Genomic DNA, 25125 nt, shown 5'->3' on the forward strand with positions numbered 1-25125 from the left:
GGGGGCGTGCGGCACTTTTGAGTCAGGAGCCGGAATGGACCTGTACGAGCACCAGGCAAGGGAACTCTTCGAAGAACACGGCATCCCGGTGCCGAGGGCCGAGGTCACCGATTCTCCCAAGAAGGCCCGGGAGATCGCCCGCGCACTCGGTGGGCGCGTAGTAGTGAAAGCTCAGGTCAAGACGGGCGGGCGCGGCAAGGCGGGCGGTGTGAAGCTCGCCGCGGACCCGGCCGCCGCGGAGCTCACCGCACGGCAGATCCTCGGCATGGACATCAAGGGCCACACGGTCCGCAAGGTGATGCTGGCCCAACCCGTGGACATCGAGACCGAGTTCTACGTCTCCTATGTGCTCGACCGCGCGGCGGGCCGCTTCCTCGCCATCGCCTCCGCCGAGGGGGGCACGGAGATCGAGGAGGTCGCCGCGAGCCGACCCCAGGCGGTGGCCCGTGTCCCCATCGACCCGGCCGAGGGCGTCACCTCGGCGAAGGCGAACGAGATAGCCGAGGCGGCCGGACTGCCCGCGCAGACGGTCGACGTCCTCGTACGGCTGTGGGAGGTCCTGGTCCGGGAGGACGCCCTCCTCGTCGAGGTCAACCCGCTCGTCCGGACCGCGCAGGGGCAGATCCTCGCGCTCGACGGCAAGGTCACGCTCGACGACAACGCCCGTTTCCGGCAGGTGCGTTGGGGCGGGGAGCACGTGGAGCACGACGACCCGCTGGAGACGGCGGCCGCGGCCAAGGGCCTCAACTACGTCAAACTGGACGGCGAGGTCGGCATCATCGGCAACGGCGCGGGCCTGGTCATGTCGACCCTCGACGTCGTCGCGGGCTGCGGCGCCCGCCCCGCCGACTTCCTCGACATCGGCGGCGGAGCCTCCGCGCAGATCATGGCCGACGGGCTCTCGGTCGTCCTGTCCGACCCGGCCGTCAAGTCGGTCTTCGTCAACGTCTTCGGCGGGATCACCGCCTGCGACGCGGTCGCCGACGGCATCGTGCGGGCCCTGGACAGCGTGCAGTTGACCAAGCCGCTGGTCGTGCGGCTCGACGGCAACAACGCGGCCCGCGGACGCGCCATCCTCGACGAGCGCGCGCATCCCCTGGTCCAGCAGGCCACCACCATGGACGGCGCCGCCGGCCGTGCCGCCCAACTCGCCACCAGCGGCTGAAGGAGCCCGACATGGCCATCTATCTCACCAAGGAGAGCAAGGTCCTCGTCCAGGGCATGACCGGCGGCGAGGGCATGAAGCACACCCGGCGCATGCTCGCGGCCGGCACGAACGTCGTCGGCGGCGTCAACCCGCGCAAGGCGGGCCGCACCGTCGACTTCGACGACCGCGGCGTCCCCGTCTTCGGATCGGTCGCCGAGGGCATCCGTGCGACCGGCGCGGACGTGACGGTCGTATTCGTCCCGCCCGCCTTCGCGAAAGCGGCCGTCGTCGAGGCCGCCGACGCCGGCATCGGCCTCGCGGTCGTCATCACCGAGGGCATCCCCGTCCACGACTCCGTCGCCTTCCACGCCCACGCCAAGGCGAAGGGCACGCGCGTCATCGGCCCCAACTGCCCGGGCCTGATCACCCCAGGACAGTCCAACGCGGGCATCATCCCGTCCGACATCACCAAGCCGGGCCGCATCGGCCTGGTGTCCAAGTCCGGCACGCTCACCTACCAACTCATGTACGAACTCCGCGACATCGGCTTCTCGACATGTGTCGGAATCGGCGGCGACCCGGTCGTCGGCACCACCCACATCGACTGCCTGGCCGCCTTCCAGGACGACCCCGACACCGAACTGATCGTCCTCATCGGCGAGATCGGCGGCGACGCCGAGGAACGCGCGGCCGCATACGTCCGCGAGCACGTCACCAAGCCCGTCGTCGGCTACGTCGCCGGATTCACCGCCCCCGAGGGCAGGACGATGGGGCACGCCGGCGCGATCGTGTCCGGCTCCTCCGGCACCGCCCGGGCGAAGAAGGAGGCCCTGGAGGCGGCCGGGGTGAGTGTGGGAAGCACACCGACCGAGACGGCGAAACTTGTGCTCGCATGTCTCGAACGCGGGCGCGCGGCCGCTCATAGTTGATGGGAGACGACCGTGACGCACCACCGCGCGCGTCACGGCGTCCCTCGTACGACGTCCGCGCACGGCAGTGCGAGCCGGCGCGCGACGAGCCATGCACCCCCCGCCCCCGACTGTGCACCGCGAGCGGAGAAACCCCTATGGCAACCACCCTCACCCTCAAATCAGGCACGTCCTGGTCCGATGCCTGGCAGCGCTGCCTGTCCGTCGCCCCGGAGGCCTTCCAGGACGACCGCGTCCTCAACCTCTGGAACTCCGCCTGGCAGGCCGACGGCCGGGCCCTGCCCGCCACCAGCCCCGTCGACGGCAGCCCCATCGCCGGCCCGCCCCGCCTCGACCGCGACACCGCGTACCAGGCCGTACGCGCCTCGCTCGACCAGCACCGCGCCTGGCGGCACGTCCCCCTCGACGAGCGCCGCGCCCGTGTCGCGGCGACCCTGGACGCCCTCACCGAGCACCGCGAACTGCTCGCCCTGCTCCTGGTGTGGGAGATCGGCAAGCCCTGGCGGCTCGCGCAGGCGGACGTCGACCGGGCCATCGACGGTGTGCGCTGGTACGTCGACGGCATCGACCCCATGCTCGACGGGCGCACCCCGCTGGACGGCCCGGTGTCCAACATCGCGAGCTGGAACTATCCGATGAGCGTGCTCGTTCACGCCATGCTGGTACAGGCCCTGGCCGGCAACGCGGTGATCGCCAAGACCCCGACCGACGGCGGCCTCGCCTGTCTGACCCTGGCCTGTGCGCTCGCCGCGCGTGAGGGGATTCCCGCCACCCTCGTCAGCGGCAGCGGTGGCGAGCTGTCCCAGGCGCTGGTACGGGCGCCCGAGATCGGCTGCGTCTCCTTCGTCGGCGGCCGGGACACCGGCGCGGCCGTCGCCACGGCCGTCGCCGACCTCGGCAAGCGCCATGTACTCGAACAGGAAGGACTCAACACCTGGGGCATCTGGAACCACTCGGACTGGGACGCGCTCACCGCGGTGATCCCGAAGCTCTTCGACTACGGCAAGCAGCGCTGCACGGCGTACCCGCGCTTCGTCGTCCAGCGACAGCTGTTCGACGAGTTCCTGGCGGCCTACCTCCCGGCGGTGCGCACGCTCAGGGTGGGACACCCGCTGGCGGTCGAGCACAGCGACGACCCGTACCCGCAGCTGGACTTCGGGCCGGTCATCAACGCGGCCAAGGCCAAGGAGCTGCGCGACCAGGTCGCCGAGGCCATCGACCGGGGCGCGGTCCCACTGCACCGCGGCAGCGAGGCCGACGGCCGGTTCCTGCCCGGTCAGGACACCTCCGCGTACGTCCATCCGGTGACGCTCCTCAACCCGCCGCCGTCCTCACCCCTGCACCACGCGGAACCGTTCGGCCCGGTCGACACCATCGTCCTGGTCGACACGGAGGCGGAGCTGCTGGCCGCGATGAACGCGTCCAACGGCGCGCTCGTGGCCACCCTGTCCACGGACGACCGGGCCACCTTCGACCGACTCGCCCCGCAGATCCGTGCCTTCAAGGTCGGCCACGGCAAGCCGCGCTCCCGCGGCGACCGCGACGAACTGTTCGGCGGCTTCGGCGCGTCCTGGCACGGCGCCTTCGTCGGCGGCGAGCTGCTGGTGCGCGCCGTGACCCAGGGCCCGGCGGGAGAGCGGCTGCCGGGGAACTTCCCGGACTACCACCTCATGCCGTGACAGAGGGCCGGGTGGCGTCCTCGTTCCGAGGGCGCCACCCGGGGATCAGCTCCGGCCGGCGCACGAAAGCGTCAGGGAGTGACCGTGTACGTCTGCACGTCGAAGGTCTGACCGAGCGAGTTCGTCGGCGCCACCGTCACCGAGGTGCCGTTCACGGTCACCTTCAGGAAGTGGTAGACCTGCGCGTCGTCGGTGGGCACCGACGCGGCTCCGCAGGCCGAACCCCGGTTGCGGCCGTAGGACCAGCCGATGGCGTAGGCGTCGGTGGCCGAGCAGCCGTTCTCCCCGACGGAGTGCACATCGGCCCCGCCGCCACCGGTGACATACGACGCGATCCGGCCCGCCCCCGCGGTGTTGCGCTGATAGAGGTGGGAGTGGCCGTTGAAGACCAGGTCCACGCCGCCGTCCAGCAGGGTCTGCTCGACGCTCGTGAGGAAGGTGTCGCTCGGTTCGCTCGCACTGTCGGAGCGCAGCGGGAAGTGGAAGAAGGCGAACTTCGGCACGCCGGGATGGGCGGTGAGGTCGGCCCTCAGCCATGCGTACTCGGCGGATCCGTCCTGCCAGTGGGCGTGCGCGTCCTGCTCGTAGATCGCGCAGTGCGAGCCGCACGAACCACCCGTGGCGTCACCGGTGTTGGAGTTCCCCCACGCGGTGTCTAGCAGATAGAAACGGACGCCGCCGGTGGTGAAGGCGTAGTACGTCGTCGGATAGCTGATCGGACTCGAGCCCAGGTACGACGGATAGTCGGCCAGCGCCCACACCCCGCCGGAGGCCGCCGCCAGCGCCGACTGCTTCCACACCTGCAGATAGGTGTTGGTCATGCTGTGGTTGCCGACGGTGCCGATGAGCGGGATGCGCATGCCCGGCTGCGTCCAGTACGACGGACCGAACCACGAACTGACGTCCACGCCTGTCTGGTTGAGGTCGCCGTACTGGGTCTGCGAGGTGCCCGGATGCGTGTTGTCGCCGGTCTGGACGACGAACCGGGCGCCGCTCGCGGCGATCTGGCTCATCACGTTCGCCTGGTTCACATTCAGCGAGCCGTCGTCGACGCCGGAGTTCGTGGTCTCACCGGTGTCGCCGAGGACATCGAAGGTGAACGACGTCGTGGAGCCCGCGGAGTCGGGGGTCGTGAAGCTGGGAGTCGGCAGGGTGCCCAGCAGGTCGGTGCCGGATGCGGTGTAGACGCGGTAGCAGTAGGTGGTGCTCGCGGTCAGGCCCGTCACCGTCACCGAGTTGGCGTACTCCCGGGTCGAGCCGACGGTGATCGGGCTGCCCAGGGCCGACGAAGCGGCCGTGTTCGCCGCGCAGTTGCCCAGCGGGCCGTAGCGGACCGAGCCGCGGCTCTGTGTGGTGGTCGCCCAGCTCACCTGGAGGGACGTCGTCGTGGCGTCGGAGAGATAGGGGGCGCGTGTCAACTGCGCGTCGGCGCCCGGCAGGTCGGCGTGCGCCGCCGGAGCGAACGACAGCGCCGTGCCCGCCCCCAGGACGAGGGCGAACACGGCGCTGCGAGCGTGGCTCAGGGAGAGTCTGCGGTGCCGGGGCGAGAGTCTTCTGGTCATGTTCTTTCTTCCTTTCTCATTCTGATCCCGCGCAGCCGTGCCAGTGCCGCGACGGCGCCCACCAGCAGCACCGCGCAGCCGGTGATCCGCAGCACGCCCGGCCAGTAGCCGAGCGGGCCGCGACGGGCGGCTGAGGAGGAGGGCGCCGACGGCGAGTCCGACACGGGAAGGCCGCGCAACTCGCGCAGCACGTCCAGTGATTGCGTGCCGTGCCGGACCGACGGCTCCACATGCGAGTTCTCGCTGAACTCGTTCCAGCTGATCAGCCCCAGCAGATCCGGGCCCGAGGCCAGGGCGGCCGCGTACTCGGTGCGCAGCGTCCGGCCGCCGTCCCGTGGCACCGACTTCGTGCCGCCCACCAGGCGGGCGTCGAAGCCGGGGGCGAACGGCGCCATCCAGTAGCCGTGCGCCGCGTGTGCGAGGGCGGCCATCTCGCGCAACTTGCTCGCGTGCCGGGCGTTCGTGTCCGGGTTGACCGACGACCAGTAGTAGGCGTCCCCGTCGGTGACGTGCGCCAGCCTGCGGATGCCCTGCGGGCTCTTCTCGGTGCCGAGCACCAGCATCCCCTTCCGTACCGGTCCGGTGATGCGCGCGATGTCCGCGGTCGAGTACTGCCAGGTGCCACTGAACACCGTCAGCGGCTTGCCGTCGAGACGGAAGAAGGCCGGGTCGCGGGCGTAACGCCCGTACAGCAGACGGAAGTCGGCGGCGACCCGGTCCGTCGTCAGCGGCCGGCGGTGGAAGTCGAGCCCCTGATAGATGACCGCCACCTTGAAGTCACGCGCCCGCGCCACGTCCAGCAGCAGCCGCAGCCGTCGGTCGTTGACGGCCGAGGACTTCCAGCTCACCACGAAACCGTCGATGCCCGCGGACTTCGCCCAGTCGACATGCGTGCGGATCACGGAGGCGTCGTCGCTGGAGTAGTGGCCCAGACGCGGGTAGTCGGTCTTCGCGCGCTGCCACGACGACGGCTCGAACCACTGGTAGTAGTACGCGAGCAGCGGCACCCGACGCCCCTCGGCCGCGCTCGCGGACGCCGGGAACAGCCCCGCCAGGACCAGTACCAGGACGGCGAGCAGCCCCGGTCTTCTCATCCGTGCTCACCACCCCGGCGTCGCCGCATCCACCGCCCGACCAGCAGCAGTCCGGCCGCCAGCACCCCCACCGTGCCCGCCGCCAGCGCCAGATCGGCCCGGCTGACCACGCGCAGCTGCATGCTCTGCGTCCGCGACAGCCGGACCTGCTGCACGGCCCGCAGCCCCTGGCCGCCGGTGACCTCCACCTCGTACTGCCCGTGCGGCAGATCCCGCAGCGTCGCTTCCCGTCCTGCACCGAACGTCACCTCGCGCACCGACCCGTCCGGCAGGGTGACCCGCGCCGCCCGCCCGGCCGACGACCCGAAGACGGCGTCCCGCGCCGAGACCGTCAGATCGTGGAACGGCGTGGTGAAGACGGCCTCCTGATGCGACGCCGGCTGGAACCGCTGCCGCCCGGCGTCCACCGTGTTCGTGCCGTACGCGTTTGCGGACAGCAGTGCGTACCCGACCCTCCGCGAGGTCAGCACGCTCTTGCGGTACACGGGCAACAGCCCGTCCAACCAGACCGGTTGTCCCACCGGCAGCCGCTGGGTGTGCCCGGTGTCGCTGCGCACGGTCACATACGGCACCCGGTCACGGGGTACGGCGCGACCCTCCTGGTCGACGCAGCGCACCGTCACCCGGAAGCGGGCCGTGAACGCCGCCGTCACCGTGTAGTCCCGGCGCAGCGGCAGCCCCTGCACCGTGCGCCGGAACGCCTGGTCGGGATCGCGCTGCCCGGCCCACCGGGAGAACGTGAACTGCCGTCCCTCCGAGGCCAGTCCGTGATCGTCGACGGCCAGCCTGTGCCCCGCGAAGTCGTGCGCACCGGTGAAGCTCACCGCCCCGTCCGGCCCGGTGACCGCCGTCCGTCCGTCGAACGTGAACGGCACGCCGGCGAGCTGTGGGGTCGTCCGCACGGTGACGGTGACCGCCGTGACGGCCACGGCAGAACTCGGGGCCAGCCCCACCAGCACCACCCCGACCAGCACCAACCACCTCACGACATACGCCACTTCGGCCGCACCGCCCCCCACAGCAACCCTGCCACCAGCAACGACGCGGCGCCGTACACCGCGTACACGGGCGCCGGCGAGGGCCGCCGCGCCACCGGAAGCGCCGCCTCCCGCACCCCCGTCGGAATCAGCTCGGCCCGCCGCGGCGCCGCCGAGAAGTCGAAGGCGTCGGCGAGACTCCGCGCCTGCGTGGTGCGGCCGCCCAGTGGCCGCAGCCGCCAGTTGTCCACCACGAACCGCAGCGCACTCGCGGCCTCGAACTGCCCGTGCTGCACCTTCCCCCGCGTCACGTACGGGCTGACCAGCAGCGCCGGCACGCGTAGCCCCCGACCGGCCGGCGGCTTCACATGGTCGTACCAGCCCCCGGACCCGTCGTAGGACCACAACAGTGCCGAAGACGACCAGTACTGACTGACCATCAGCTGTGCGGTGAGCTCCCGCACGAGCCGCTGTCCGGCCGGCACGGAGCGCGCCGAGCGCTCGCCCGCACCCGATGACGCGACGAACGCCACCGAGGGCAGTGTCCCGCGGTCCAGGTCCCGGTAGTACTCGCCGAGGTCGACGATGTGCGCGCTCAGCCGCCTGCTGTCGACGAAGCGCGGGATGTCCAGGAGCGGGACGCGGACGGTCTGGGTGGTCAGGTCGTCGGGGGAGCGGTAGGTCTGCTTCGGGTCGTAGTTCTGGACGTAGAACTTCCAGCTCACGCCTGCCTCTTCGAGCCGGTCGAAGACGGTGGGTCCGGTCAGGTCCGGTGTACCGGCAACCCAGTGGGCACGGTTGGCGCGGGTGCCGTCGAGCGAGGACGCGAAGAAGTGGTCGAAGAGCTCGTAGCGGTCGGCTGCGTTCCAGTAGAAGGGCAGGTCACGGCGGTCGTAGTGGCCCATGGCCACGCGTCCGTCCCGGCCCTGCCGCTCGAAGGCGCCGACGAAGCCGTCCATGCGCCCGCCGTCGTACTGCTGCCGCACCAGACGCGGCCCGGCGCCGGGGGACAGGGGCGGCGAGCCGTGCAGCGGGTAGGGCGCCACCGTGCCCGCGCCCGGATGTGCGGGGTCGCGCGGCTGACCGATCCCCGCGGTCAGGCCGTCGGCTCCCGGGTACGTGCCGAAGTAGTGGTCGAAGGTGCGGTCACCCTGCATGAGATAGACGAAGTGCTGAACGGGCGTGTGTGGGTGGCGAGTTGATGCCGTCGCCGTCCCGCTGCCCGTGAGCAGCAGGATCAGCGCCACCAGCAGCACACTCATGACACCCTCACCCGGTAGATCACGACCACCTTCACCCCGGCCCCGTTGCGCGCCGTGAACACCGCCGTCCCGTGGTAACGCCCCACCAGTCCCTGCAACTTGGCGGTGAAGAACCGCGTACGGCGGGCCGTGTACGCGTCCCACACCAGGTACTGGAAGTCGCCGTCCCTGAGCGCCCGGTCCGGGTTCGGGACCGCCCGGTAGCTGGGGTTGCGGCGGGCCGGGTCGGGCGAGACGGAGAGCGCGGAGACCGGACAGAAGCCGTAGTACTGCACCACGTTGGCCATGGACGGACCGATGGCCAGCAGACGCGAGCCCTCCGGCGCGTGCTCGCGCACCCACAGTCCCGCCTCCCGGCCTCCCGGCAGCCCGCCCGTCCCGGCCAGGAAGCGGGTGCTCGTCTGCGGCTGGATCCGCATCCAGCACGGCACCGCCAGCGAGGCCACGACCAGCCAGACGGCGGCGGCCGCCGCGAAGCGCTGGATCCGCACCACTCGCGGGAACGAGGTGAGCGTCCTGCCCGCCAGCACCGCGAACACCGGTGCCACGGGCAGCAGATACTGGAAGCCCTTCACCGGCCACACCGTGAAGAACAGTGCGGGCACCACGACCCAGCAGACCAGCAGCCGCTCCCGCCACGTGTTCTCGCGCCGCAGCAGGACCAGCCCCGCCAGGGCCGCCACGACCACCAACGGGCCGAGCGCCCAGGGCACTTCACGGCCGTAGAAGGAATAGGGGTGATTGGCGCGGCGGAACATCTGCCACAGCAGATAGTTGCCGCCCGCCCGCGCATGCCCGGCCAGCAGCTGTGACAGCGGATGGGCCACCGCCACCACCCCGATCACGCCCAGCGCGGGCAGCAGATGCCGCCAGCGGGTGCGCACGGCCGGGGTCAGCGCGAAGAACGCGTACAGCGAACCCAGGAAGACGACCGACGTCTCCTTCGCCAGCACCGTGAACCCGAGCATCCCGCCGGCCGCCAGCAGCCAGCGCGGGGACGGCGATTCTGCGTAGCGCACCACGCAGTACAGGGCGCCGGTCGCGCACAGCGTCATCGGCGCGTCCAGCAGCACCTGGCGGCTGACCACCACGTGGTACGGCATCACCGCCAGCAGCAGCGCCCCGACCAGCGCGGCCCGCCGCCCGTACAGCCGCCGGCCCAGCCCGTACGTCACCGCCACCGTCGCCACACCCAGCAGCGCCGGCACCGCGCGCGCCGCCCAGTCGCTCTCGTGGACGCGCAGCGCCAGCGACACCAGCGACTGGAACAGCACCGGATGCGCCCTGAACACCGGGAAGAGCGAGCCGAGGCGATCGTCCCCCGCGAGCGAGGCCGCCGTACCCGTGTACACCGCCTCGTCGCTGTTGAACCCGGCCGCGGTGAGCTGCCACAGCCGCAGGAAGGCCGCCAGCAGCAGTACGGCGGTCAGGGGCGCGGCAGCCCGCACCCCGGCGCCGGAGGGGGCCGGCGCCGGGGCGGTGCGGGATGCTCCTCTGGGGAGCACGAACCGGTCGGTCATGCGGCCGAGCCGGCTTGCAGTCCCCACCGCGGCCAGGCCTCGGCGGAGGCACTCATCGTCGGACGGTGCTCCTCGTCCGCCAGCAGCCGCGGTATCTCGTCGGCCCAGCCGAAGCAGTCCGAGGCGAGCACCCGGGTACGGACACCCGACAGGAACCCGGCGAGGATCTCCCGCTCCCGGGCACGCAGTTCGGCATGGTCGAGACCGTCGATGCGCAGCGCCGGCGCGAGATAACGGTAGGGCGGGAAGCCGTACGCGTCCTCGGTGTTGACCAGCATCCGCTCCAGCGCCACGTCGCCGTCGAGGTCGTACAGGTCGGGCACACCGCGCTCGATGACGAACAGGTCCCGGACCTCGGTGCTCGATCCCAGCCGGCAGGGCACCAGCCGGTCGACGCTGTACTTCGGCGGCGGCACCAGGATCTGCGTGACCGCGTTGATGCCCATGATCGGCAGGTTGAAGCGGGACAGCATCAGCGCGATCGAACGACCGCCCTTGGAGTGCAGCCGCGACTGCAGATTGAGCCGGCGCCACTCCTTCTTCGTCAGGTCCTCGGCCTGCACGGCCCGCAGCGTGTGCGCGCTGATGGTGAGCGGCTTCGGGAAGCACACGGCCCGCCCGCTCGCGTCCACGACCGTCATGTCGTCCGACAGGAACCGCCCGCCGTGCTCGCGCAGCAGTCGCAGTACGGTCGCGGTCTTGCCGGTGTCGGTCAGCGCCGACAGCATCACCCCGCGTCCGTCTAGCTCCACGCAGGCGGAGTGCAGCAGCATCCGCCCACGGGAGATCAGCACGAAACGCAGCAGCGCCTCGACGACGTTCGTGTAGACGACGTGCGGTGAACGGGCCAGCAGCGGGCCCACCTCCACCGTGATCGGCGGACCCAGCCGCACCCGGAAGTTCGCGCCGAAGCGGCCCAGATGCTCCTCGTAGCGCAGTGCCGCCGTGTCGCTGTGGTCCTCGGTCAGTGCCGCCCGCCCGCGGGGCCTGCGGCGCCCGACGTCCCCGACGCGCACGGCGATGTCGACGTCCGCGTCCGGGATCCACTGCGCCCGGAAGAACTCCAGCTCGGGAAGCCGTATCTGGGAGCCGATGGTGACGGTCCCGGCGACGTCGTAGCGGTAGGGCAGGTACACGGACCGCTTCCTGCTCACCGGCGCGTTCGGAGCATCGGCGTCGACGAGCATCTTCACGGGATCGCGCCGCCGGACCTTCTTCTCGCCGCCGCTGTAGATCATGCGGTCGCTGATCAGGAACCGCAGGACGAAGAGCAGGACGAGGGTGAGCGCGTTGGCCGTGAGGACACCCACACCGGCGACGACGAGCCACTGCAGCAACGGGAGCCGGGCGATCAGCAGCAGGTTGTTCATCGCGAAGAAGCGGCCGGCCCGCCCGGGCCAGCTGCCCTTGCGCTGTCCGTTCCGGTAGACGGCGGCGTCGGTGAGGAGGAAGTTCCAGGCCGTGGAGAACTGGGTCGCGAGCGCCGCCCCCACCAGGTGGTGCACCCCGAGCACGTCGAAGAACAGCCACAGGGCGGCCGTGTTGACCGCGACCCCGGACAGGCCCACCAGTCCGAACGCGACCATCCGCATCAACTGCCGCTGCCCGCCGGCCACCCCGCGGCGCAGCCGCACGACATGCCGTACGAAGGCCAGGCCCTCCCTGAAGGACGCCTTGGACCGGCCCGCCTCGCGAGGTGCGAAGGTGTACGCCACCTCGGCGACCCGGGCGGCCGGATGCCGAACCAGGATCTCCAGCAGGATCTTGAATCCGACCGGCCGCAGCCGCTCGGTGTCGATCGCGTCCCGGCGGAACGCGAACAGCCCGCTGAGCGGGTCGCTGACGGTGGCCAGCCGGCGCGGGAAGGCCGTCTTGACCAGGCGGGTCGCGGACGACGAGGTGGCCTGCCGGCCCGCGCCCGCGAGCCCGTCGGACTGGCCGGTCCCGGCGTACCGGGTGCCGACGGCGATGTCGACGCCCTCCCGCATCGCGGTCCTGGCCAGCAGTGCGGCGGCCTGCGGCGGATGCTGCAGATCCGCGTCCATGACCAGCACCCAGGCGCCGCGCGCGGCCCGGATCCCGGCCACCACGGCCCCCGACAGACCGCCGGTGCGCAGTCCGGAGGGCCGGTGCAGGGCGCGGACCGGGACAGGACAGTCCGGCGCGAGGGCGGCGATCTCCTGGACGGTCGCGTCATCACTGTCGTCCACGAAGAGGATCTCGGCCCCGAGCGGGGCGAGCGCCGGCCCGAGCCGGTCGAGCAGCAGCGGCACGCTCTCCTGCTCGTTGCGGGTGGGTACTAGGACGGTCAGCCGGGGCGTGGCAGCGTCGCCGTCGCCTCCGCCGCCGAGTTCCCGGACACCTGCCGGCACCCCGTCATGGGCAGCCGGAAGGGAATCGATCATGTGCGCCATGGAGTCCCCCCAGAACGCGTGCCGTCGGCCGAGCGGCGCGACGGACACCGACGACCGCCCGTGAACACGGGCGGAGGAATGAGCGGTGACCCTCGCGGGCGTACGGTCTCGACGCGGCGCGGGGAGGTGCGGGACGTGCCGGAGGTGCGCAGTGCAACGGCGAACGCGCACCGGGCTCCACGGTCAGGAGCGGATGCCAGAGGCTAGCAGCGGAGTTGACGCGTTCGCCGGTCGTTTGGCCTGTATCCGTGGGTAATTATCCTGCTGTTTACTTGTTCGATCGCATTGCGTCTCATACGTACACTGCGGCCCCGTCCGTCACGGTCAAACGCAGCCAGACCTACGCCTTGATTACGTGGAGGTGAAAGTCACCGCATTCTTCACAGACCCCCTGCTGAACCTGTGATTCCGCGACAAGCATGACCCGCATGTCTTACGACGGACCACCGGGTCCCTCGCCCCGAGAGGACCGGGACCATGCGGCCACCCTCATGGACGCAATGCGCGCGGCGCTCGCCCTGATCGACGACGTGGAGGCGCTCAGAGTCGAAAACCGCCAGCTCAGAGAGGCCCTGGAGGGACGCGCCCTGATCGAGCGCGCCAAGGGCATGCTCATGGCCCGCCGCGGCTGCGACGAGGCCGCCGCCTTCGAGATGCTCGTGACCCTCTCCCGCAAGCAGCGCCGCAAGGTGCGGGCGGTGGCGGCGGACTTCGCGGGCAACGACGGGATCCAGCCACTCACGTGAAAGCGCGCGAGGTGGCGTGATCCGGCCGGCGGCCGTAGTCGCGCCATCACCTCCGGTGACGTGTCCCGCTGCCCGCGACGGGCTGTCCGCAACCGGTGTCCGAGCGACGGATATGCAGGTGAAAGGCACTCCGAAACCTTGGTATTGTTGTCCATGTCGCCGCGGGGAACACCCCCGGCCAGGCGGCAGACACCTGGTCCGGGTGGCGGAATGGCAGACGCGCTAGCTTGAGGTGCTAGTGCCCTTTATCGGGCGTGGGGGTTCAAGTCCCCCCTCGGACACCACCAGTGAGACCCCTGCTCAGCAGGGGTCTTTTGCGTTTCTGGATGCGGCGGCGTCAGGACAGCGCCGCGTGGGTGTTCCGGCGGAACGCCCACTCCATGGTCGGCTCCACCGCGAAACGGAAGATCCGCCGTACGGGCGGTGTGCACAGCACGGTCACGACCGCGGCGGCCACGAGCGTGACGGTGAGCTCGCCGAGCGGCCCGTGGATCCAGGCGGGGGAGTACCAGCCCCAGAACTTCGACCCCTGGGCGACGAAGCCGTGCAGCAGGTAGCCGTACAGCGTGCCCGCGCCCAGTGCGGTGAACCACAGGCGGCGACCCGGCACCCAGGCCAGGAAGCAGGCGACCAGGACCATCGAGCAGCCGAACACGGCCAGGGTCATCACCGGCCCGTACCAGGCGGGCGCGCCCAGCTCCTGGGCGCTGTCGCGGTGGAAGAACCAGGCGCCGGTCATCCGCGGCACCGCCCAGTACGAAGCGGCGAGCGCGCAGACGACCACCGGCACGGCCAGGACGCGCACCTTCCAGCGGCGAACCAGCCGGAAGTGCTCCGGACGCAGGCACAGACCGACCACGAAGTACGGCAGGAACTGCAGCACCCGCTGCAGATCGAGGTCGTTGCCGATGGACGGGGACACAGTCGCCAGCATCGCCACGACGAGCGCCACCGGCAACGGCCGGCGCACCTTCTGCCAGAGCGGGGTCGTCAGCCGCCAGATGAACAGCGCCACCAGGAACCAGGTCAGATACAAGGGGTCCAGGATGGTGATGGGCCGGTCCGGGACACCGTCCGTCCAGCGAGTGAAAAGGGTGTACGCCGTCTCGAAGACGACATACGGAACGGCGACACCGGTCACCAGTCGTCTGATCTTCGCCGGGCTCGCGTCGAAACCACGGGAGAAGTAGCCGGAGATCACGATGAAGGCCGGCATGTGGAAGGCGTAGACGAGGTTGTAGAACGTGGTGACGGTCCGGCTGCCGTCCCGCAGCGGCTCCCACGCGTGGCCCATCGCCACCAGCACGATCGCCAGATACTTCGCGTTGTCGAAGTAGGCGTCGCGCTGCTTCACCCGCCCTTGCTGCACACCGCGTGGGGAACCTGCGCTCTCTGATGCGTGTCTTACCTGAGTTACGGCTGTGGCCTGGGGGTGGGACATCCCACGCGCCTCACCGGTTCTGCGCGAGGTAAACCACCCGGGGAGGTGAGCCAGGGCACCGCAGCTCAGGCAGACGCCCGATCAGAGGTCGAACTCGTGCGGCGGCAGGTCGAGGGTGAAGCAGGCCTCCCGCACCACGGCCTGCTCCGTCTTGTCGAAGTCGCCGTCGGCCCCGCCGATGACGATGCCGATCTGGACGACGGCACGGGCCTCGGCGGGCTTCTTCTTCGCCTTGGCGATCTCCTGCAGCACGCTGACCTTGCCGAAGGCGAAGTCCGTCGTCAGCTTGTTCAGGTTCTCCTCGAAGCGGCGGCGCAGATCGTCGGCGGGGAAGTTCTGGAGGACCTCGTTGGTGGCGATCAACTGGGCCACGCGCTGCCGCTCGGCCGGGTCGATGGTGCCGTCGGCGGCGGCGACCAGGGCGCACATCGCCATGCTGGCGTCGCGGAACGCCCCGCTCTTCAGGTCGTTCTTCTTCGCCACGAGCTGGGTCTGCATCGTCGACGCGGATTCCTTGATGCGGTCCCACAGGGCCATGAGAACTCCATGTGTTCGGTGTCGTCAGAGATCTACAGCACCGTGGAAACTCATGACCCGGAGGATAAGTTCCGCGCGTTCCGTGAGAGTTCACCTGCCGCGCGCCGCCGGAAAATCCGGTGCCCCGCCCCCTCCGCGTTCCCTACACTCGCCACGCACCGTGCGTCGCCGTGACGCGCGGGACGAGCGAGGAGGACGGCTGTGCGCTACCGCACCGATGTCGTCGTCCCCTGCTCGCAGTTCGAGGTGATCCTCGTGTCCTCGTCCGTCCGGTGCCCGCTGCGCGGCCGGTACCGGATGCCCGTGACGAACGTCTGACGCGGCCTGCCGTTTTCACCGGCGCCCGTGGTCGGGCCCGTTCGCCCGGGAATCGCGCTGCCCTGTTCCGATCATCACCGATGATCAGTGATCACCAGAAAGGCCAACGGGCCGTGCGCACCAACCTCAGCACTCTCGCCGTCGTCCGCAACCTCGGCATCCTCGCCCATGTCGACGCGGGCAAGACCACCGTCACCGAGCGGATCCTGTACGCCACCGGGACCACGCACCGGCGCGGTGAGGTCCACGACGGCACCACGATCACCGACTTCGATCCGCAGGAGCGCGATCGCGGGATCACCATCTTCGCCGCGGCGGTCAGCTGCGCCTGGGACGGCCACCGGATCAATCTCATCGACACCCCCGGACATGTGGACTTCGCGGACGAGGTGGAGCGCTCGCTGCGGGTGCTCGACGGGGCGGTCGCGGTGTTCGACGCCGTCGCCGGGGTCGAGCCGCAGAGCGAGTCCGTGTGGCGGCAGGCCGACCGGCACGGCGTGCCGCGGATCGCGTTCGTCAACAAACTGGACCGCGCGGGCGCCGACCTCGACGCGGCCGTCGCGTCGATCCGCGAACGGCTGCATCCGGCGCCGCTGGTCGTGCAGTTGCCGATCGGCGCGGAGGACGGGTTCCGCGGACTCGTCGATCTCGTCCGTGTGCGGGCGCTGGTCTGGGCCGACAGCGCCGATGCGGCCGTGGAGAGTGCGGTGCCGGAGGAACTGCGGGCCGAGGCGGCGCGGCGTCGGCGGCTGCTGGAGGAGACGGTGGCCGAGCTGCACGCCGGTGCGCTGGAGGAGTTCTGTCTGGACGGGGCCCTCACGCCGGAGACCCTCGCCGCCGCCCTGCGCGACCTGACCCGCAGCGGCGAGGGCGTCGTCGTCCTGTGCGGCTCGGCGTACCGCAACCGCGGCATCGAACCGCTGCTCGACGCCGTGGTCTCGTATCTGCCCTCGCCGCTCGACGTGCCCGCCGTACGAGGGACGTTCGACGGTACGGAGCAGGAGCGGGCTGCGGATCCCTCGGCGCCGTTCGCGGCGCTGGCCTTCAAGGTGAACGCCACCCCGACGGGGCGGCTGACGTACGTACGCGTGTATTCGGGAACGATCGAGAAGGGAGACGCCGTGTGGGACGCGAGCGCGCGCCGCACCGAGCGCATCGGGCGGATCCTGCGGGTGCAGGCCGACCGGCACGCGCACGTGGACCGGGCGGTCGCCGGGGACATCGTCGCCGTGGTCGGGCTGAAGTCCGCCCGCGCGGGCTCGACCCTGTGCGCCCCCGGCGCGCCGATCGTGCTCGAACCGCCGGGTGTCGCCGAGCCGGTGGTCTCCGTGGCCGTCGAGGCCCGCAGCTCCGCCGACGCCGACAAGCTGGCCTCGGCGCTCGCGCGGCTGGCCGAGGAGGACCCCTCGCTGGTCGTGCGGACGGACCCCGAGACCGGCCAGACGGTGCTGTCCGGGTTGGGTGAACTGCACCTGGAGGTCGCGGCGGAGAAGCTCCGGAGCGCCCACGGGGTGGAGGTCAACATCGGCCGCCCGAGGGTGAGTTACCGCGAGACGGTCGGCCGCGGGGTGTCCGGGCTGGTCTTCCGGCACGTCAAGCAGGACGGCGGAGCAGGCCAGTTCGCGCACGTGGTCCTCGATGTCGAGCCCTCGCAGGCCGGGTTCGAGTTCCGCTCGGCCGTCGTCGGCGGGCGGGTGCCGCAGGAGTACGTCCGTGCGGTCGAGGCCGGGTGCCGGGACGCCCTCGCCGAGGGACCGCTCGGCGGTCACCCGGTGACCGGTCTGCGGGTGACCCTCACCGACGGGGCGACCCATGTGAAGGACTCCTCGGAGACGGCCTTCCGCACGGCGGGCAGGCTCGGTCTCCGGGAAGCCCTGCGGGCCTGCGCGATGGTCCTGCTGGAACCGGTCGTCGAGGTGACGGTCACCGTCCCCGAGGACGCCGTCGGCGGGGTCCTCGGCGACCTCGCCGCCCGCCGCGGCCGGGTCTCGGGCTCGGCCACGCGCGGCGGCGCGGCGATCGTCACGGCCACCGTGCCGCTGGCCGAACTCTTCGGCTACGCAACCCGCTTGCGCAGCCGCACACAGGGCCGCGGAACCTTCACGGCCCGCCCGACGGGCTATGCGCCGGCGCCGGCGGTGACACCGGTCCGGTGAACGAGAAGGCGGCCCCCGCCGTACACGGGCGGGGGCCGCCCCGCCCGTCGGCGCGCGCCGCAAACGGGGCGGCGGCGGACCGCGCAGCCCGGCGCTGCGGGGCGCCGCCTGTGCCCCCCCGTGCTGTCCCGAGCGGCACGACTGCCCGCAGGCTCACGCGGGTTTGCGGGCCGCCATCGTTTGCGTCGGTGTCGAGCCCGTAGGGCTGTCGTCGTGCCGCAAGCGGGGCGGTGGCGGGCCGGGCGATCCGGCGCTGCGGGGGCCCGCCTGTGCCCCCCCGTGCTGTCCCGAGCGGCACGAGTGCCCGCAGGCTCACGCGGGTTTGCGGGCCGCCATCGTTTGCGTCGGTGTCGAGCCCGTAGGGCTGTCGTTGTGCCGCAAGCGGGGCGGTGGCGGGCCGGGCGATCCGGCGCTGCGGGGGCCCGCCTGTGCCCCCCCCCCGTGCTGCCCCGAGCGGCATGAGTGCTCGCAGGCTCACGCGGGTTTGCGGGCCGTCACCGTTTGCGTCGGTGCCGAGCCCGTGCGGCTGTCGTTGTGCCGCAAGCGGGGCGGCGGCGGGCCGGGCGATCCGGCGCTGCCGGGGCCCGCCTGCGCCCACCCGTGCCGCCCCGAGCGGCACGACCGCCCGCAGGGTCACGCAGCTCACGCAGGGGCACCGTCCCTGGGCTGCGTGCTGGGCGCCGTCCGGTGATCCACGCGGGCCTGCTCCCGAACACTGGTGCGGCCGCCCCCGTTCACGGATACGACACCACCGTGGACGGCACCGTCGACGTGCTCGACGTCGGTGTGCCCGTTTCGTTGATGACGTGCTCGTACTGGCCGTTTCCGCCCAGGGAGACCACCAGCAGGTCGTGGAAGCGCACGCCGGGGCGGTTCGGGGCGGCGAAGCCGTGGTGCTGCACGATCGTCGGGTCGACGTTGTAGTAGCAGTAGCTGCCCAGGCCCCAGCCCTCGTGCGCGGTGACGCCGTCGCCGACCTTGTAGGCCGCGTAGCCCTTCACCGGGCCGTTCTGGATCGCGGCCTGGTTCGGGGCGTCGTAGGCCTTCTCGTTCTGGAAGAAGATCGTGCGGCCCCGCTGGCCGTACCACTGCACGTCGTACTTGTTGAAGTGCTCGACGAACAGGCCGGTGCACAGCACGTCGTCGCCGTTCACGACGATTCCGTAGTCGGCGCGGTTGGTCTCCCAGCCGACCCCGGCGCCGTGGTCGGCGCGCCACACCCAGGTGTGGTCGACGATGGTGTGCCTGCTGTTGATCACCATGCTGGTGGTGGCCTTGCCGGCGCCCGCGCCGCCGATGCGGACGAACACGTCCTGCACGGTGGTCGGGTTGGCGGAGTGGTCCCGCCAGGCGCCGCGCGGGCCGACCTCCAGCAGCGTGGGGGAGTTGACCGGTCCGGCGTCGATCAGGAAGCCCGCGAGGCGCACACCGTCCACGTCGGCGACGCGCAACGCGGTAACTCCGTTGTCCGGTACGAGAGTTGCGTAACCCAGTCCCAGCACGACCGTGTTGGCGCGGTTCACCTGGATCGGCTGGTCGAGGTGGTAGATCCCCGGTGTGAGCAGCAGGTGAAGGCCCTGCGTCAGCGCCTGGTTGAGGGTGGCCGCGGAGACGCCGGGCCGGGCGACGTAGAACTGTGAGAGGGGGAGCGAGGTGCCTCGCGGGGTGCCGTTGCCCCAGGTGACACCGCGGGCGTCGGTCCGCTTCTCCGGCAGGAACACCTGGAGGCCGGAGCCGCCGCTGACGTACAGGAAGGGCTTCTCGCGGGAGACCGGGGTGGTGTCCAGCGTGGTGTACGGCGGGTTCGGGAAGCTCTGGGCGGGGGCGCCCTCGACGCCCGAGAACACCATGTTCCAGACGCCGTTGAGCCAACTGCCGATCGCGCTGTCCCGGGTGTACCACTGCTGCTGCGAGTACGGCCCGACCTGGCCGTCGATACGGCTGTCGGCGATGTAGCCGCCGCTCGCCCAGCCGTAGCCCGTGGGCGAGAGGTCGAGGCCGCCGCGGACGTGCATACGGCGGAAGGGGGCCGCCTGCGCGACCGCCCAGCGGTTGGTGCCGTTCGCCGGGACCAGGGCCAGGTTCTCCGCCGAACGCCAGAAGTTCTGCGTCGCGTTGCCGTTGAACCAGCCGGCGTCGACGGTGACGTCCCCGTTGATGGTGGTGTCGTCGGGGGAGAGGCCCAGGCCCATGATCGAGGTGTAGAAGCCCAGTTGGGCGTTGAGGCCGTTGTAGGTGCCCGGCTTGAACAGCAGCGCGTAGCGGCCGGTGCCGAACTGGGCCGACTCCTGCTGCTGGAACACCTCGTCCAGTGTGGCCTGGATGCCGGGGGTGGACGGGTCGAAGACCAGAACGTTCGGGCCGAGGTCGCCGCCGCCGGGGAGGAGCTTCGGCTTCCGGGGCGAGGACGGGGCGGCGGACGCGCGGGCGGACAGACCGAGCACCGCGGGGGCGGATGCGGCGGCGGCGCCGAGGACGGTTCTGCGGCCCACGGATGGCAGGCCGGAGTCAGGCAGGGGCATGGGGCGGCTCTCCTGTTCAGGAAGTGAACGAGGTGGGGTTTGGGAGCGCTCTCTCGCCGGTGAATGCTTCAACTGCCCGAACGGGCGCGTCAAGGGGTGCGACCGGAGTTCCACAAGGGTTGCCGTACCCCTTGACTCGGTCATCCCTTGAGGTTTAACTCACGTCCTAAATTAAGTCATGAGTGCAATCCCCGAAGGGACACCGGGAGCCATGCGCAGCATCCGAGCCGCGGCCGTAGGCGCCGTCACCATGTCACTCGCCCTTGCCGCCTCGGCCTGCGGAGGCGGTTCGTCGACGGGCGGCGGGTCCAACGACTCGCCGAAGACGCTCACCTACTGGGCCTCCAACCAGGGCGCGAGCATCGCCGTGGACAAGAAGGTCCTGCAGCCCGAGCTCGACAAGTTCGAGAAGCAGACGGGCATCAAGGTGAAGCTGGAGGTCGTCCCCTGGTCGGACCTGCTGAACCGGATCCTCACCGCGACCACCTCCGGCCAGGGCCCCGACGTCCTCAACATCGGCAACACCTGGAGCGCCTCCCTGCAGGCCACCGGTGCCCTGCTGCCCTGGGACGCCAAGAACTTCGCGAAGATCGGCGGCAAGGACCGCTTCGTCGACTCGGCACTCGGCTCGACCGGCGCGCAGGGCAAGGACCCGGCGGCCGTACCGCTCTACTCGATGGCCTACGCCCTCTACTACAACAAGCAGATCTTCGCCGACGCGGGCATCTCCAAGCCCCCGGCCACCTGGGACGAACTGGTCGCCGACGGCAAGAAGATCAAGGCGAAGGGCAAGTCACCGCTCGGCGCCGAGGGAGCCAACCTCGCGGAGAACATCCACCACGTCTTCGTCTTCGCCAAGCAGCACGGCGCCGACTTCTTCACCGCCGACGGCAAACCCGACTTCACCAGCGACGGCGTGGTCACCGCGGTCAAGCAGTACGTCGACCTGATGGCCAAGGACAAGGTCATCCCGACCGGCGACGCCGAGTACGCGCAGAACCAGTCCGTCAGCGACTTCGCCAAGGGCAAGCAGGCCATGCTGCTGTGGCAGTCCGCCGCGGCCAACCTCAAGTCCCAGGGGATGGGTGAGAGTTCGTACGGCATCGCGCCCGTGCCCGTGCAGTCCGGCACCCCCGGCACCGGCACCCAGGTCAACTCGATGGTCGCGGGCATCAACCTGGCCGTCTTCAAGAACACCGACAACCTCGACGGCGCCACGAAGTTCGTGAAGTTCATGACCAGCGACGCCGAGCAGAAGATCCTCAACACGGCGTACAGCTCGATCCCGCCCGTGAAGGCCGCCCAGTCGGATGCCGCGTTCAACAGCGCGTCCAACTCCGTGCTGAAGCAGACCCTCGCGACGAGCGCCGCCGCGCTGCCGCAGGTGGCCGACGAGTCGCAGTTCGAGACGGCGGTCGGTACGGCGGTCAAGGAGCTGTTCGCGGAGGCGGCGGCCGGGCGCGCGGTGACCGCCGGCTCGGTGAAGGCGGCGCTCGAAAAGGCCCAGCAGCAGATGCCGGCGAAGTGAGCCCGATGACGACCACCGCCCTCAAGGAGCCTTCGGTGAGCGGGAGTTCCGCCGGGGTTGCGGCACGCGAACAGCGTGGCCGCCGCCCCGGCCGGATCCGCCGTACCGGCCTCCCGTACCTGCTCCTGCTGCCCGCGCTGATCCTCGAACTCCTCGTCCACCTCGTGCCGATGGTCATCGGCATCGTGATGAGCTTCAAGGAACTCACGCAGTTCTACATCCGCGACTGGGGCACCGCGCCCTGGTCCGGCCTCGGCAACTACAGGGTGTCGGTGGACTTCGACGCCCCGGTCGGCGAGGCACTGCTGCACTCCTTCTTCGTCACGGTCGGTTTCACCCTGCTCTCGGTCGGCCTGTGCTGGCTGACCGGCACGGCGGCCGCGGTCTTCATGCAGGACACCTTCCGCGGCCGCGGTCTGCTGCGGGCGCTGTTCCTGGTGCCGTACGCCCTGCCCGTGTACGCGGCCGTGATCACCTGGGTGTTCATGTTCCAGCACGACAACGGCCTGGTGAACCACGTCCTGCACGACCAGCTGCACCTGACCGACAAGCCGTCCTTCTGGCTGATCGGCGACAACAGCTTCTACGCGCTGCTCACCGTGTCGGTGTGGAAGGGCTGGCCGTTCGCCTTCCTGATCGTCATGGCCGGCCTGCAGAACATCCCGCGTGAGCTGTACGAGGCGGCCGCACTGGACGGTGCCGGCATGTGGCAGCAGCTCCGCCGCATCACGCTGCCGTCCCTGCGGCCCGTGAACCAGGTCCTGGTCCTGGTCCTCTTCCTGTGGACCTTCAACGACTTCAACACGCCGTACGTCCTGTTCGGGAAGGCCGCGCCCGAGGCGGCGGACCTCATCTCGGTCCATATCTACCAGGCGTCCTTCGTCACCTGGAACTTCGGCACCGGCTCCGCGATGTCCGTACTGCTGCTGCTCTTCCTGCTGATGGTGACCGGCGTCTATCTGGCGCTCACCGCACGCGGACGGAGGACGGCCGATGTCTGAGACCCAGAGGCTCAGGTCCCCGATGGCCCCGCCGAGTTCCTTCCTCTGGTCCCGGCGGATCTTCCTCACTCTGCTCACCGGCTTCGTCCTGGTGCCGGTGTACGTCATGGTCTCCAGCTCCCTGAAGCCCCTCGCCGACGTCACGGGCAAGTTCCGCTGGCTGCCCAGCGGTCTGACGATCCGCCCGTACATCGACATCTGGTCCACGGTCCCGCTGGCGCGCTACTTCGTGAACTCGCTGGTCGTGGCGGGTACGGCGACCGTCTGCTCGGTGGTGATCGCGGTGTTCGCCGCCTACGCCGTCAGCCGCTACGACTTCCGCGGCAAACGCGTCTTCACGGTCACCGTCCTGTCCACGCAGATGTTCCCGGGCATCCTCTTCCTGCTCCCGCTGTTCCTCCTCTACGTCAACATCGGCAACGCCACCGGCATCGCCCTCTTCGGCTCCCGCGGCGGCCTGATCCTCACGTACCTCACCTTCTCCCTCCCGTTCTCGATCTGGATGCTGATCGGGTACTTCGACTCGGTGCCGCGCGACCTGGACGAGGCGGCGCTGGTGGACGGCTGCGGACCGCTGGGCGCGCTGCTGCGGATCGTCGTACCGGCCGCGATCCCCGGCATCGTCGCCGTCGCCGTCTACGCCTTCATGACCGCATGGGGAGAGGTCCTCTTCGCCTCCGTCATGACCAACGACACCACCCGCACGCTCGCCGTCGGCCTCCAGGGCTACTCCACCCTCAACGACGTCTACTGGAACCAGATCATGGCCGCCTCGCTGGTCGTCAGCGTGCCCGTGGTGGCCGGGTTCCTGCTGCTGCAGCGCTATCTCGTCGCCGGGCTGACGGCGGGAGCCGTCAAGTGAGCCGTCGGGATACCAACTCCACCGATTCCGAAGGGACTTCCGTGTCCGACCGCATCGACCTCGCCGCCTTCCCGCCCGACTTCCTGTGGGGCACGGCCACAGCGGCCTACCAGATCGAGGGCGCCGTCGCGGAGGACGGCCGCTCCCCGTCGATCTGGGACACCTTCTCCCACACGCCCGGCAAGGTCGCGGGCAACGACAACGGCGACGTCGCGTGCGACCACTACCACCGCTGGCGCGAGGACATCGGCCTGATGCGCCGACTGGGCACGAACGCCTACCGGTTGTCGATCGCGTGGCCGAGGGTGATGCCGGGCGGGGACGGACCGGTGAACCCCAAGGGCCTCGCCTTCTACGACAGGTTGATCGACGGCCTGCTGGCGGCGGGCATCACGCCGTTCGTCACCCTCTACCACTGGGACCTGCCGCAGACCCTCCAGGACCGCGGCGGCTGGCCCGAGCGGGACACCGCACTGGCCTTCGCCGAGTACGCCTCGGTCGTCGCCGCACGTCTCGGCGACCGCGTGTCGCAGTGGGCCACGCTCAACGAACCCCTGTGCTCGGCCTGGATCGGCCACCTGGAAGGCAGGATGGCCCCCGGCCTGACCGACCTGACAGCCGCCGTCCGCGCCTCCTACCACCTGCTCCTGGGCCACGGTCTCGCCGTCGGGGCGATCCGGGCCGCGGCCCCGTCCGCGCAGGTCGGCCTCGTCACCAACCTCTCCACGGTGCACGCCGCCAGCGACCGCGAGGAGGACGTGCGGGCCGCCCGCAGGCAGGACGGCCACGTCAACCGCTGGTGGCTGGACCCGGTGTACGGCCGCGGCTTCCCGGCCGACATGCGCGAGGTGTACGGCGTCGAACTCCCCGAGCGGGACGGCGACTCGGCGACGATCGCCGCGCCGCTCGACTGGCACGGCCTGAACTACTACATGCCGGCGACCGTCGCCGACGACCCCTCGGCCCCGGCGCCCCACGTGCGATCGGTCCGCCGCCTCGGCGTCCCGCGCACCGGCATGGACTGGGAGATCGACGCGAACGGCATCGAGACGCTCCTGCTCCGGCTCACCGAGGAGTACGGCGCCCGGCGCCTGTACGTCACGGAGAACGGCTCCGCCTACCCGGACGTCGTACGCCCGGACGGGACCGTCGACGACCCCGAGCGCCAGGACTACCTGGAACGCCACCTCGCGGCCTGCGCATCCGCGGTCCGCAAGGGCGCCCCGCTGGCCGGTTACTTCGCCTGGTCGCTGCTCGACAACTTCGAGTGGGCGTACGGCTATGACAAGCGGTTCGGGCTGGTGCATGTGGACTACCGGACGCAGGTGCGGACGATCAAGGGGAGCGGGCACCGCTACGCCGAAATCGTCCGCGCCCACCAGGGCCGTAACCGCAGGGCGGCCTGAGACGGGACCCCTGTGTCGGACCGG

The 25125-nt window shown here is 70.7% G+C and carries 18 protein-coding genes and 1 tRNA gene; 10 read left to right on the plus strand and 9 right to left on the minus strand.

From position 1 onward, the window contains the following. Nucleotides 1-34: 34 nt before the first annotated feature. From sucC to ACWC1K_RS13490, 3 genes are all read left to right on the plus strand, one after another. Complete coding sequence (gene sucC / locus ACWC1K_RS13480; protein WP_450831039.1) at nucleotides 35-1165, plus strand: ADP-forming succinate--CoA ligase subunit beta; 1131 nt, start codon at nucleotides 35-37, stop codon at nucleotides 1163-1165. 11 nt (nucleotides 1166-1176) lie between these two features. Further along, nucleotides 1177-2076 carry a succinate--CoA ligase subunit alpha gene (gene sucD, locus ACWC1K_RS13485; protein ID WP_450831040.1) on the plus strand — a complete coding sequence of 300 codons (900 nt, stop codon included), beginning with the start codon at nucleotides 1177-1179 and terminating at the stop codon, nucleotides 2074-2076. Nucleotides 2077-2213: 137 nt separating this feature from the next. After that, a complete protein-coding gene (locus tag ACWC1K_RS13490; protein ID WP_450831042.1) occupies nucleotides 2214-3755 on the plus strand; it encodes an aldehyde dehydrogenase family protein in 1542 nt (513 codons plus the stop codon). A 71-nt stretch (nucleotides 3756-3826) separates the two neighbouring features. Here ACWC1K_RS13490 and ACWC1K_RS13495 read toward each other — a convergent pair whose 3' ends face one another. The 6 genes from ACWC1K_RS13495 to ACWC1K_RS13520 are packed head-to-tail and all read right to left on the minus strand — an operon-like array spanning nucleotide 3827 to nucleotide 12575. Then, entirely contained in the window at nucleotides 3827-5317 is a 1491-nt protein-coding gene (locus ACWC1K_RS13495) for a fibronectin type III domain-containing protein (RefSeq protein ID WP_450831044.1), read from the minus strand. After that, nucleotides 5314-6411: an endo-1,3-alpha-glucanase family glycosylhydrolase gene (locus tag ACWC1K_RS13500; protein ID WP_450831046.1), complete on the minus strand. Its 1098-nt coding sequence runs from the start codon at nucleotides 6409-6411 to the stop codon at nucleotides 5314-5316. Before ACWC1K_RS13500 ends, ACWC1K_RS13495 begins: the two co-directional genes overlap by 4 nt. Continuing rightward, nucleotides 6408-7397 carry a hypothetical protein gene (locus tag ACWC1K_RS13505; RefSeq protein WP_450693698.1) on the minus strand — a complete coding sequence of 330 codons (990 nt, stop codon included), beginning with the start codon at nucleotides 7395-7397 and terminating at the stop codon, nucleotides 6408-6410. Before ACWC1K_RS13505 ends, ACWC1K_RS13500 begins: the two co-directional genes overlap by 4 nt. Continuing rightward, nucleotides 7394-8650, minus strand: coding sequence for an alkaline phosphatase family protein (locus tag ACWC1K_RS13510; protein ID WP_450831047.1), 1257 nt, complete (start codon nucleotides 8648-8650; stop codon nucleotides 7394-7396). Before ACWC1K_RS13510 ends, ACWC1K_RS13505 begins: the two co-directional genes overlap by 4 nt. Next, the gene (locus ACWC1K_RS13515) at nucleotides 8647-10170 is read right to left on the minus strand and encodes an ArnT family glycosyltransferase (RefSeq protein ID WP_450831048.1); all 1524 of its coding nucleotides are present in this window, start codon (nucleotides 10168-10170) and stop codon (nucleotides 8647-8649) included. Before ACWC1K_RS13515 ends, ACWC1K_RS13510 begins: the two co-directional genes overlap by 4 nt. After that, nucleotides 10167-12575 carry a glycosyltransferase gene (locus ACWC1K_RS13520; RefSeq protein ID WP_450831050.1) on the minus strand — a complete coding sequence of 803 codons (2409 nt, stop codon included), beginning with the start codon at nucleotides 12573-12575 and terminating at the stop codon, nucleotides 10167-10169. Before ACWC1K_RS13520 ends, ACWC1K_RS13515 begins: the two co-directional genes overlap by 4 nt. Nucleotides 12576-13012: 437 nt before the next feature. On the opposite strand from ACWC1K_RS13520, the gene ACWC1K_RS13525 reads away from it, so the two are divergent. Together ACWC1K_RS13525 and ACWC1K_RS13530 are read left to right on the plus strand one after the other, a co-directional pair. Further along, a complete protein-coding gene (locus tag ACWC1K_RS13525; protein ID WP_450831052.1) occupies nucleotides 13013-13330 on the plus strand; it encodes an ANTAR domain-containing response regulator in 318 nt (105 codons plus the stop codon). A 196-nt stretch (nucleotides 13331-13526) separates the two neighbouring features. Then, a tRNA-Leu gene (locus tag ACWC1K_RS13530) sits at nucleotides 13527-13614 on the plus strand. A gap of 53 nt (nucleotides 13615-13667) precedes the next feature. Here ACWC1K_RS13530 and ACWC1K_RS13535 read toward each other — a convergent pair. Both ACWC1K_RS13535 and ACWC1K_RS13540 read right to left on the minus strand, forming a co-directional pair. Next, complete coding sequence (locus tag ACWC1K_RS13535; RefSeq protein ID WP_450831053.1) at nucleotides 13668-14771, minus strand: acyltransferase family protein; 1104 nt, start codon at nucleotides 14769-14771, stop codon at nucleotides 13668-13670. Nucleotides 14772-14852: 81 nt separating this feature from the next. Continuing rightward, nucleotides 14853-15308: a tellurite resistance TerB family protein gene (locus tag ACWC1K_RS13540; RefSeq protein ID WP_232650709.1), complete on the minus strand. Its 456-nt coding sequence runs from the start codon at nucleotides 15306-15308 to the stop codon at nucleotides 14853-14855. A gap of 398 nt (nucleotides 15309-15706) precedes the next feature. On the opposite strand from ACWC1K_RS13540, the gene fusA reads away from it, so the two are divergent. Next, nucleotides 15707-17782 carry an elongation factor G gene (fusA, locus tag ACWC1K_RS13545; RefSeq protein WP_450831055.1) on the plus strand — a complete coding sequence of 692 codons (2076 nt, stop codon included), beginning with the start codon at nucleotides 15707-15709 and terminating at the stop codon, nucleotides 17780-17782. Between the two features lie 734 nt (nucleotides 17783-18516). On the opposite strand, the gene ACWC1K_RS13550 is transcribed toward fusA, so the two are convergent. Continuing rightward, the gene (locus ACWC1K_RS13550; RefSeq protein WP_450831057.1) at nucleotides 18517-20304 is read right to left on the minus strand and encodes a coagulation factor 5/8 type domain-containing protein; all 1788 of its coding nucleotides are present in this window, start codon (nucleotides 20302-20304) and stop codon (nucleotides 18517-18519) included. A 211-nt stretch (nucleotides 20305-20515) separates the two neighbouring features. On the opposite strand from ACWC1K_RS13550, the gene ACWC1K_RS13555 reads away from it, so the two are divergent. The 4 genes from ACWC1K_RS13555 to ACWC1K_RS13570 are packed head-to-tail and all read left to right on the plus strand — an operon-like array spanning nucleotide 20516 to nucleotide 25101. Next, nucleotides 20516-21832 (plus strand): ABC transporter substrate-binding protein, encoded by a 1317-nt coding sequence (locus ACWC1K_RS13555; protein ID WP_450831058.1) that lies wholly within the window; start codon nucleotides 20516-20518, stop codon nucleotides 21830-21832. Between the two features lie 5 nt (nucleotides 21833-21837). After that, nucleotides 21838-22833 carry a carbohydrate ABC transporter permease gene (locus tag ACWC1K_RS13560; protein WP_450831060.1) on the plus strand — a complete coding sequence of 332 codons (996 nt, stop codon included), beginning with the start codon at nucleotides 21838-21840 and terminating at the stop codon, nucleotides 22831-22833. Nucleotides 22834-22855: 22 nt separating this feature from the next. Continuing rightward, complete coding sequence (locus ACWC1K_RS13565; RefSeq protein WP_450831126.1) at nucleotides 22856-23695, plus strand: carbohydrate ABC transporter permease; 840 nt, start codon at nucleotides 22856-22858, stop codon at nucleotides 23693-23695. Between the two features lie 41 nt (nucleotides 23696-23736). Next, entirely contained in the window at nucleotides 23737-25101 is a 1365-nt protein-coding gene (locus ACWC1K_RS13570) for a GH1 family beta-glucosidase (protein WP_450831062.1), read from the plus strand. Nucleotides 25102-25125: the final 24 nt, after the last annotated feature.

The sequence above is a fragment of the Streptomyces sp. NPDC001492 genome (assembly GCF_053597275.1).

Bases quoted from the DNA above. Each gene is read 5' to 3' on its own strand.
- sucC (WP_450831039.1), top strand. From the start codon at position 35: ATGGACCTGTACGAGCACCAGGCAAGGGAACTCTTCGAAGAACACGGC.
- sucD (WP_450831040.1), top strand. From the start codon at position 1,177: ATGGCCATCTATCTCACCAAGGAGAGCAAGGTCCTCGTCCAGGGCATG.
- ACWC1K_RS13490 (WP_450831042.1), top strand. From the start codon at position 2,214: ATGGCAACCACCCTCACCCTCAAATCAGGCACGTCCTGGTCCGATGCC.
- ACWC1K_RS13495 (WP_450831044.1), bottom strand. From the start codon at position 5,317: ATGACCAGAAGACTCTCGCCCCGGCACCGCAGACTCTCCCTGAGCCAC.
- ACWC1K_RS13500 (WP_450831046.1), bottom strand. From the start codon at position 6,411: ATGAGAAGACCGGGGCTGCTCGCCGTCCTGGTACTGGTCCTGGCGGGG.
- ACWC1K_RS13510 (WP_450831047.1), bottom strand. From the start codon at position 8,650: ATGAGTGTGCTGCTGGTGGCGCTGATCCTGCTGCTCACGGGCAGCGGG.
- ACWC1K_RS13515 (WP_450831048.1), bottom strand. From the start codon at position 10,170: ATGACCGACCGGTTCGTGCTCCCCAGAGGAGCATCCCGCACCGCCCCG.
- ACWC1K_RS13520 (WP_450831050.1), bottom strand. From the start codon at position 12,575: ATGATCGATTCCCTTCCGGCTGCCCATGACGGGGTGCCGGCAGGTGTC.
- ACWC1K_RS13525 (WP_450831052.1), top strand. From the start codon at position 13,013: ATGTCTTACGACGGACCACCGGGTCCCTCGCCCCGAGAGGACCGGGAC.
- ACWC1K_RS13535 (WP_450831053.1), bottom strand. From the start codon at position 14,771: ATGTCCCACCCCCAGGCCACAGCCGTAACTCAGGTAAGACACGCATCA.
- ACWC1K_RS13540 (WP_232650709.1), bottom strand. From the start codon at position 15,308: ATGGCCCTGTGGGACCGCATCAAGGAATCCGCGTCGACGATGCAGACC.
- fusA (WP_450831055.1), top strand. From the start codon at position 15,707: ATGATCAGTGATCACCAGAAAGGCCAACGGGCCGTGCGCACCAACCTC.
- ACWC1K_RS13550 (WP_450831057.1), bottom strand. From the start codon at position 20,304: ATGCCCCTGCCTGACTCCGGCCTGCCATCCGTGGGCCGCAGAACCGTC.
- ACWC1K_RS13555 (WP_450831058.1), top strand. From the start codon at position 20,516: ATGCGCAGCATCCGAGCCGCGGCCGTAGGCGCCGTCACCATGTCACTC.
- ACWC1K_RS13560 (WP_450831060.1), top strand. From the start codon at position 21,838: ATGACGACCACCGCCCTCAAGGAGCCTTCGGTGAGCGGGAGTTCCGCC.
- ACWC1K_RS13565 (WP_450831126.1), top strand. From the start codon at position 22,856: ATGGCCCCGCCGAGTTCCTTCCTCTGGTCCCGGCGGATCTTCCTCACT.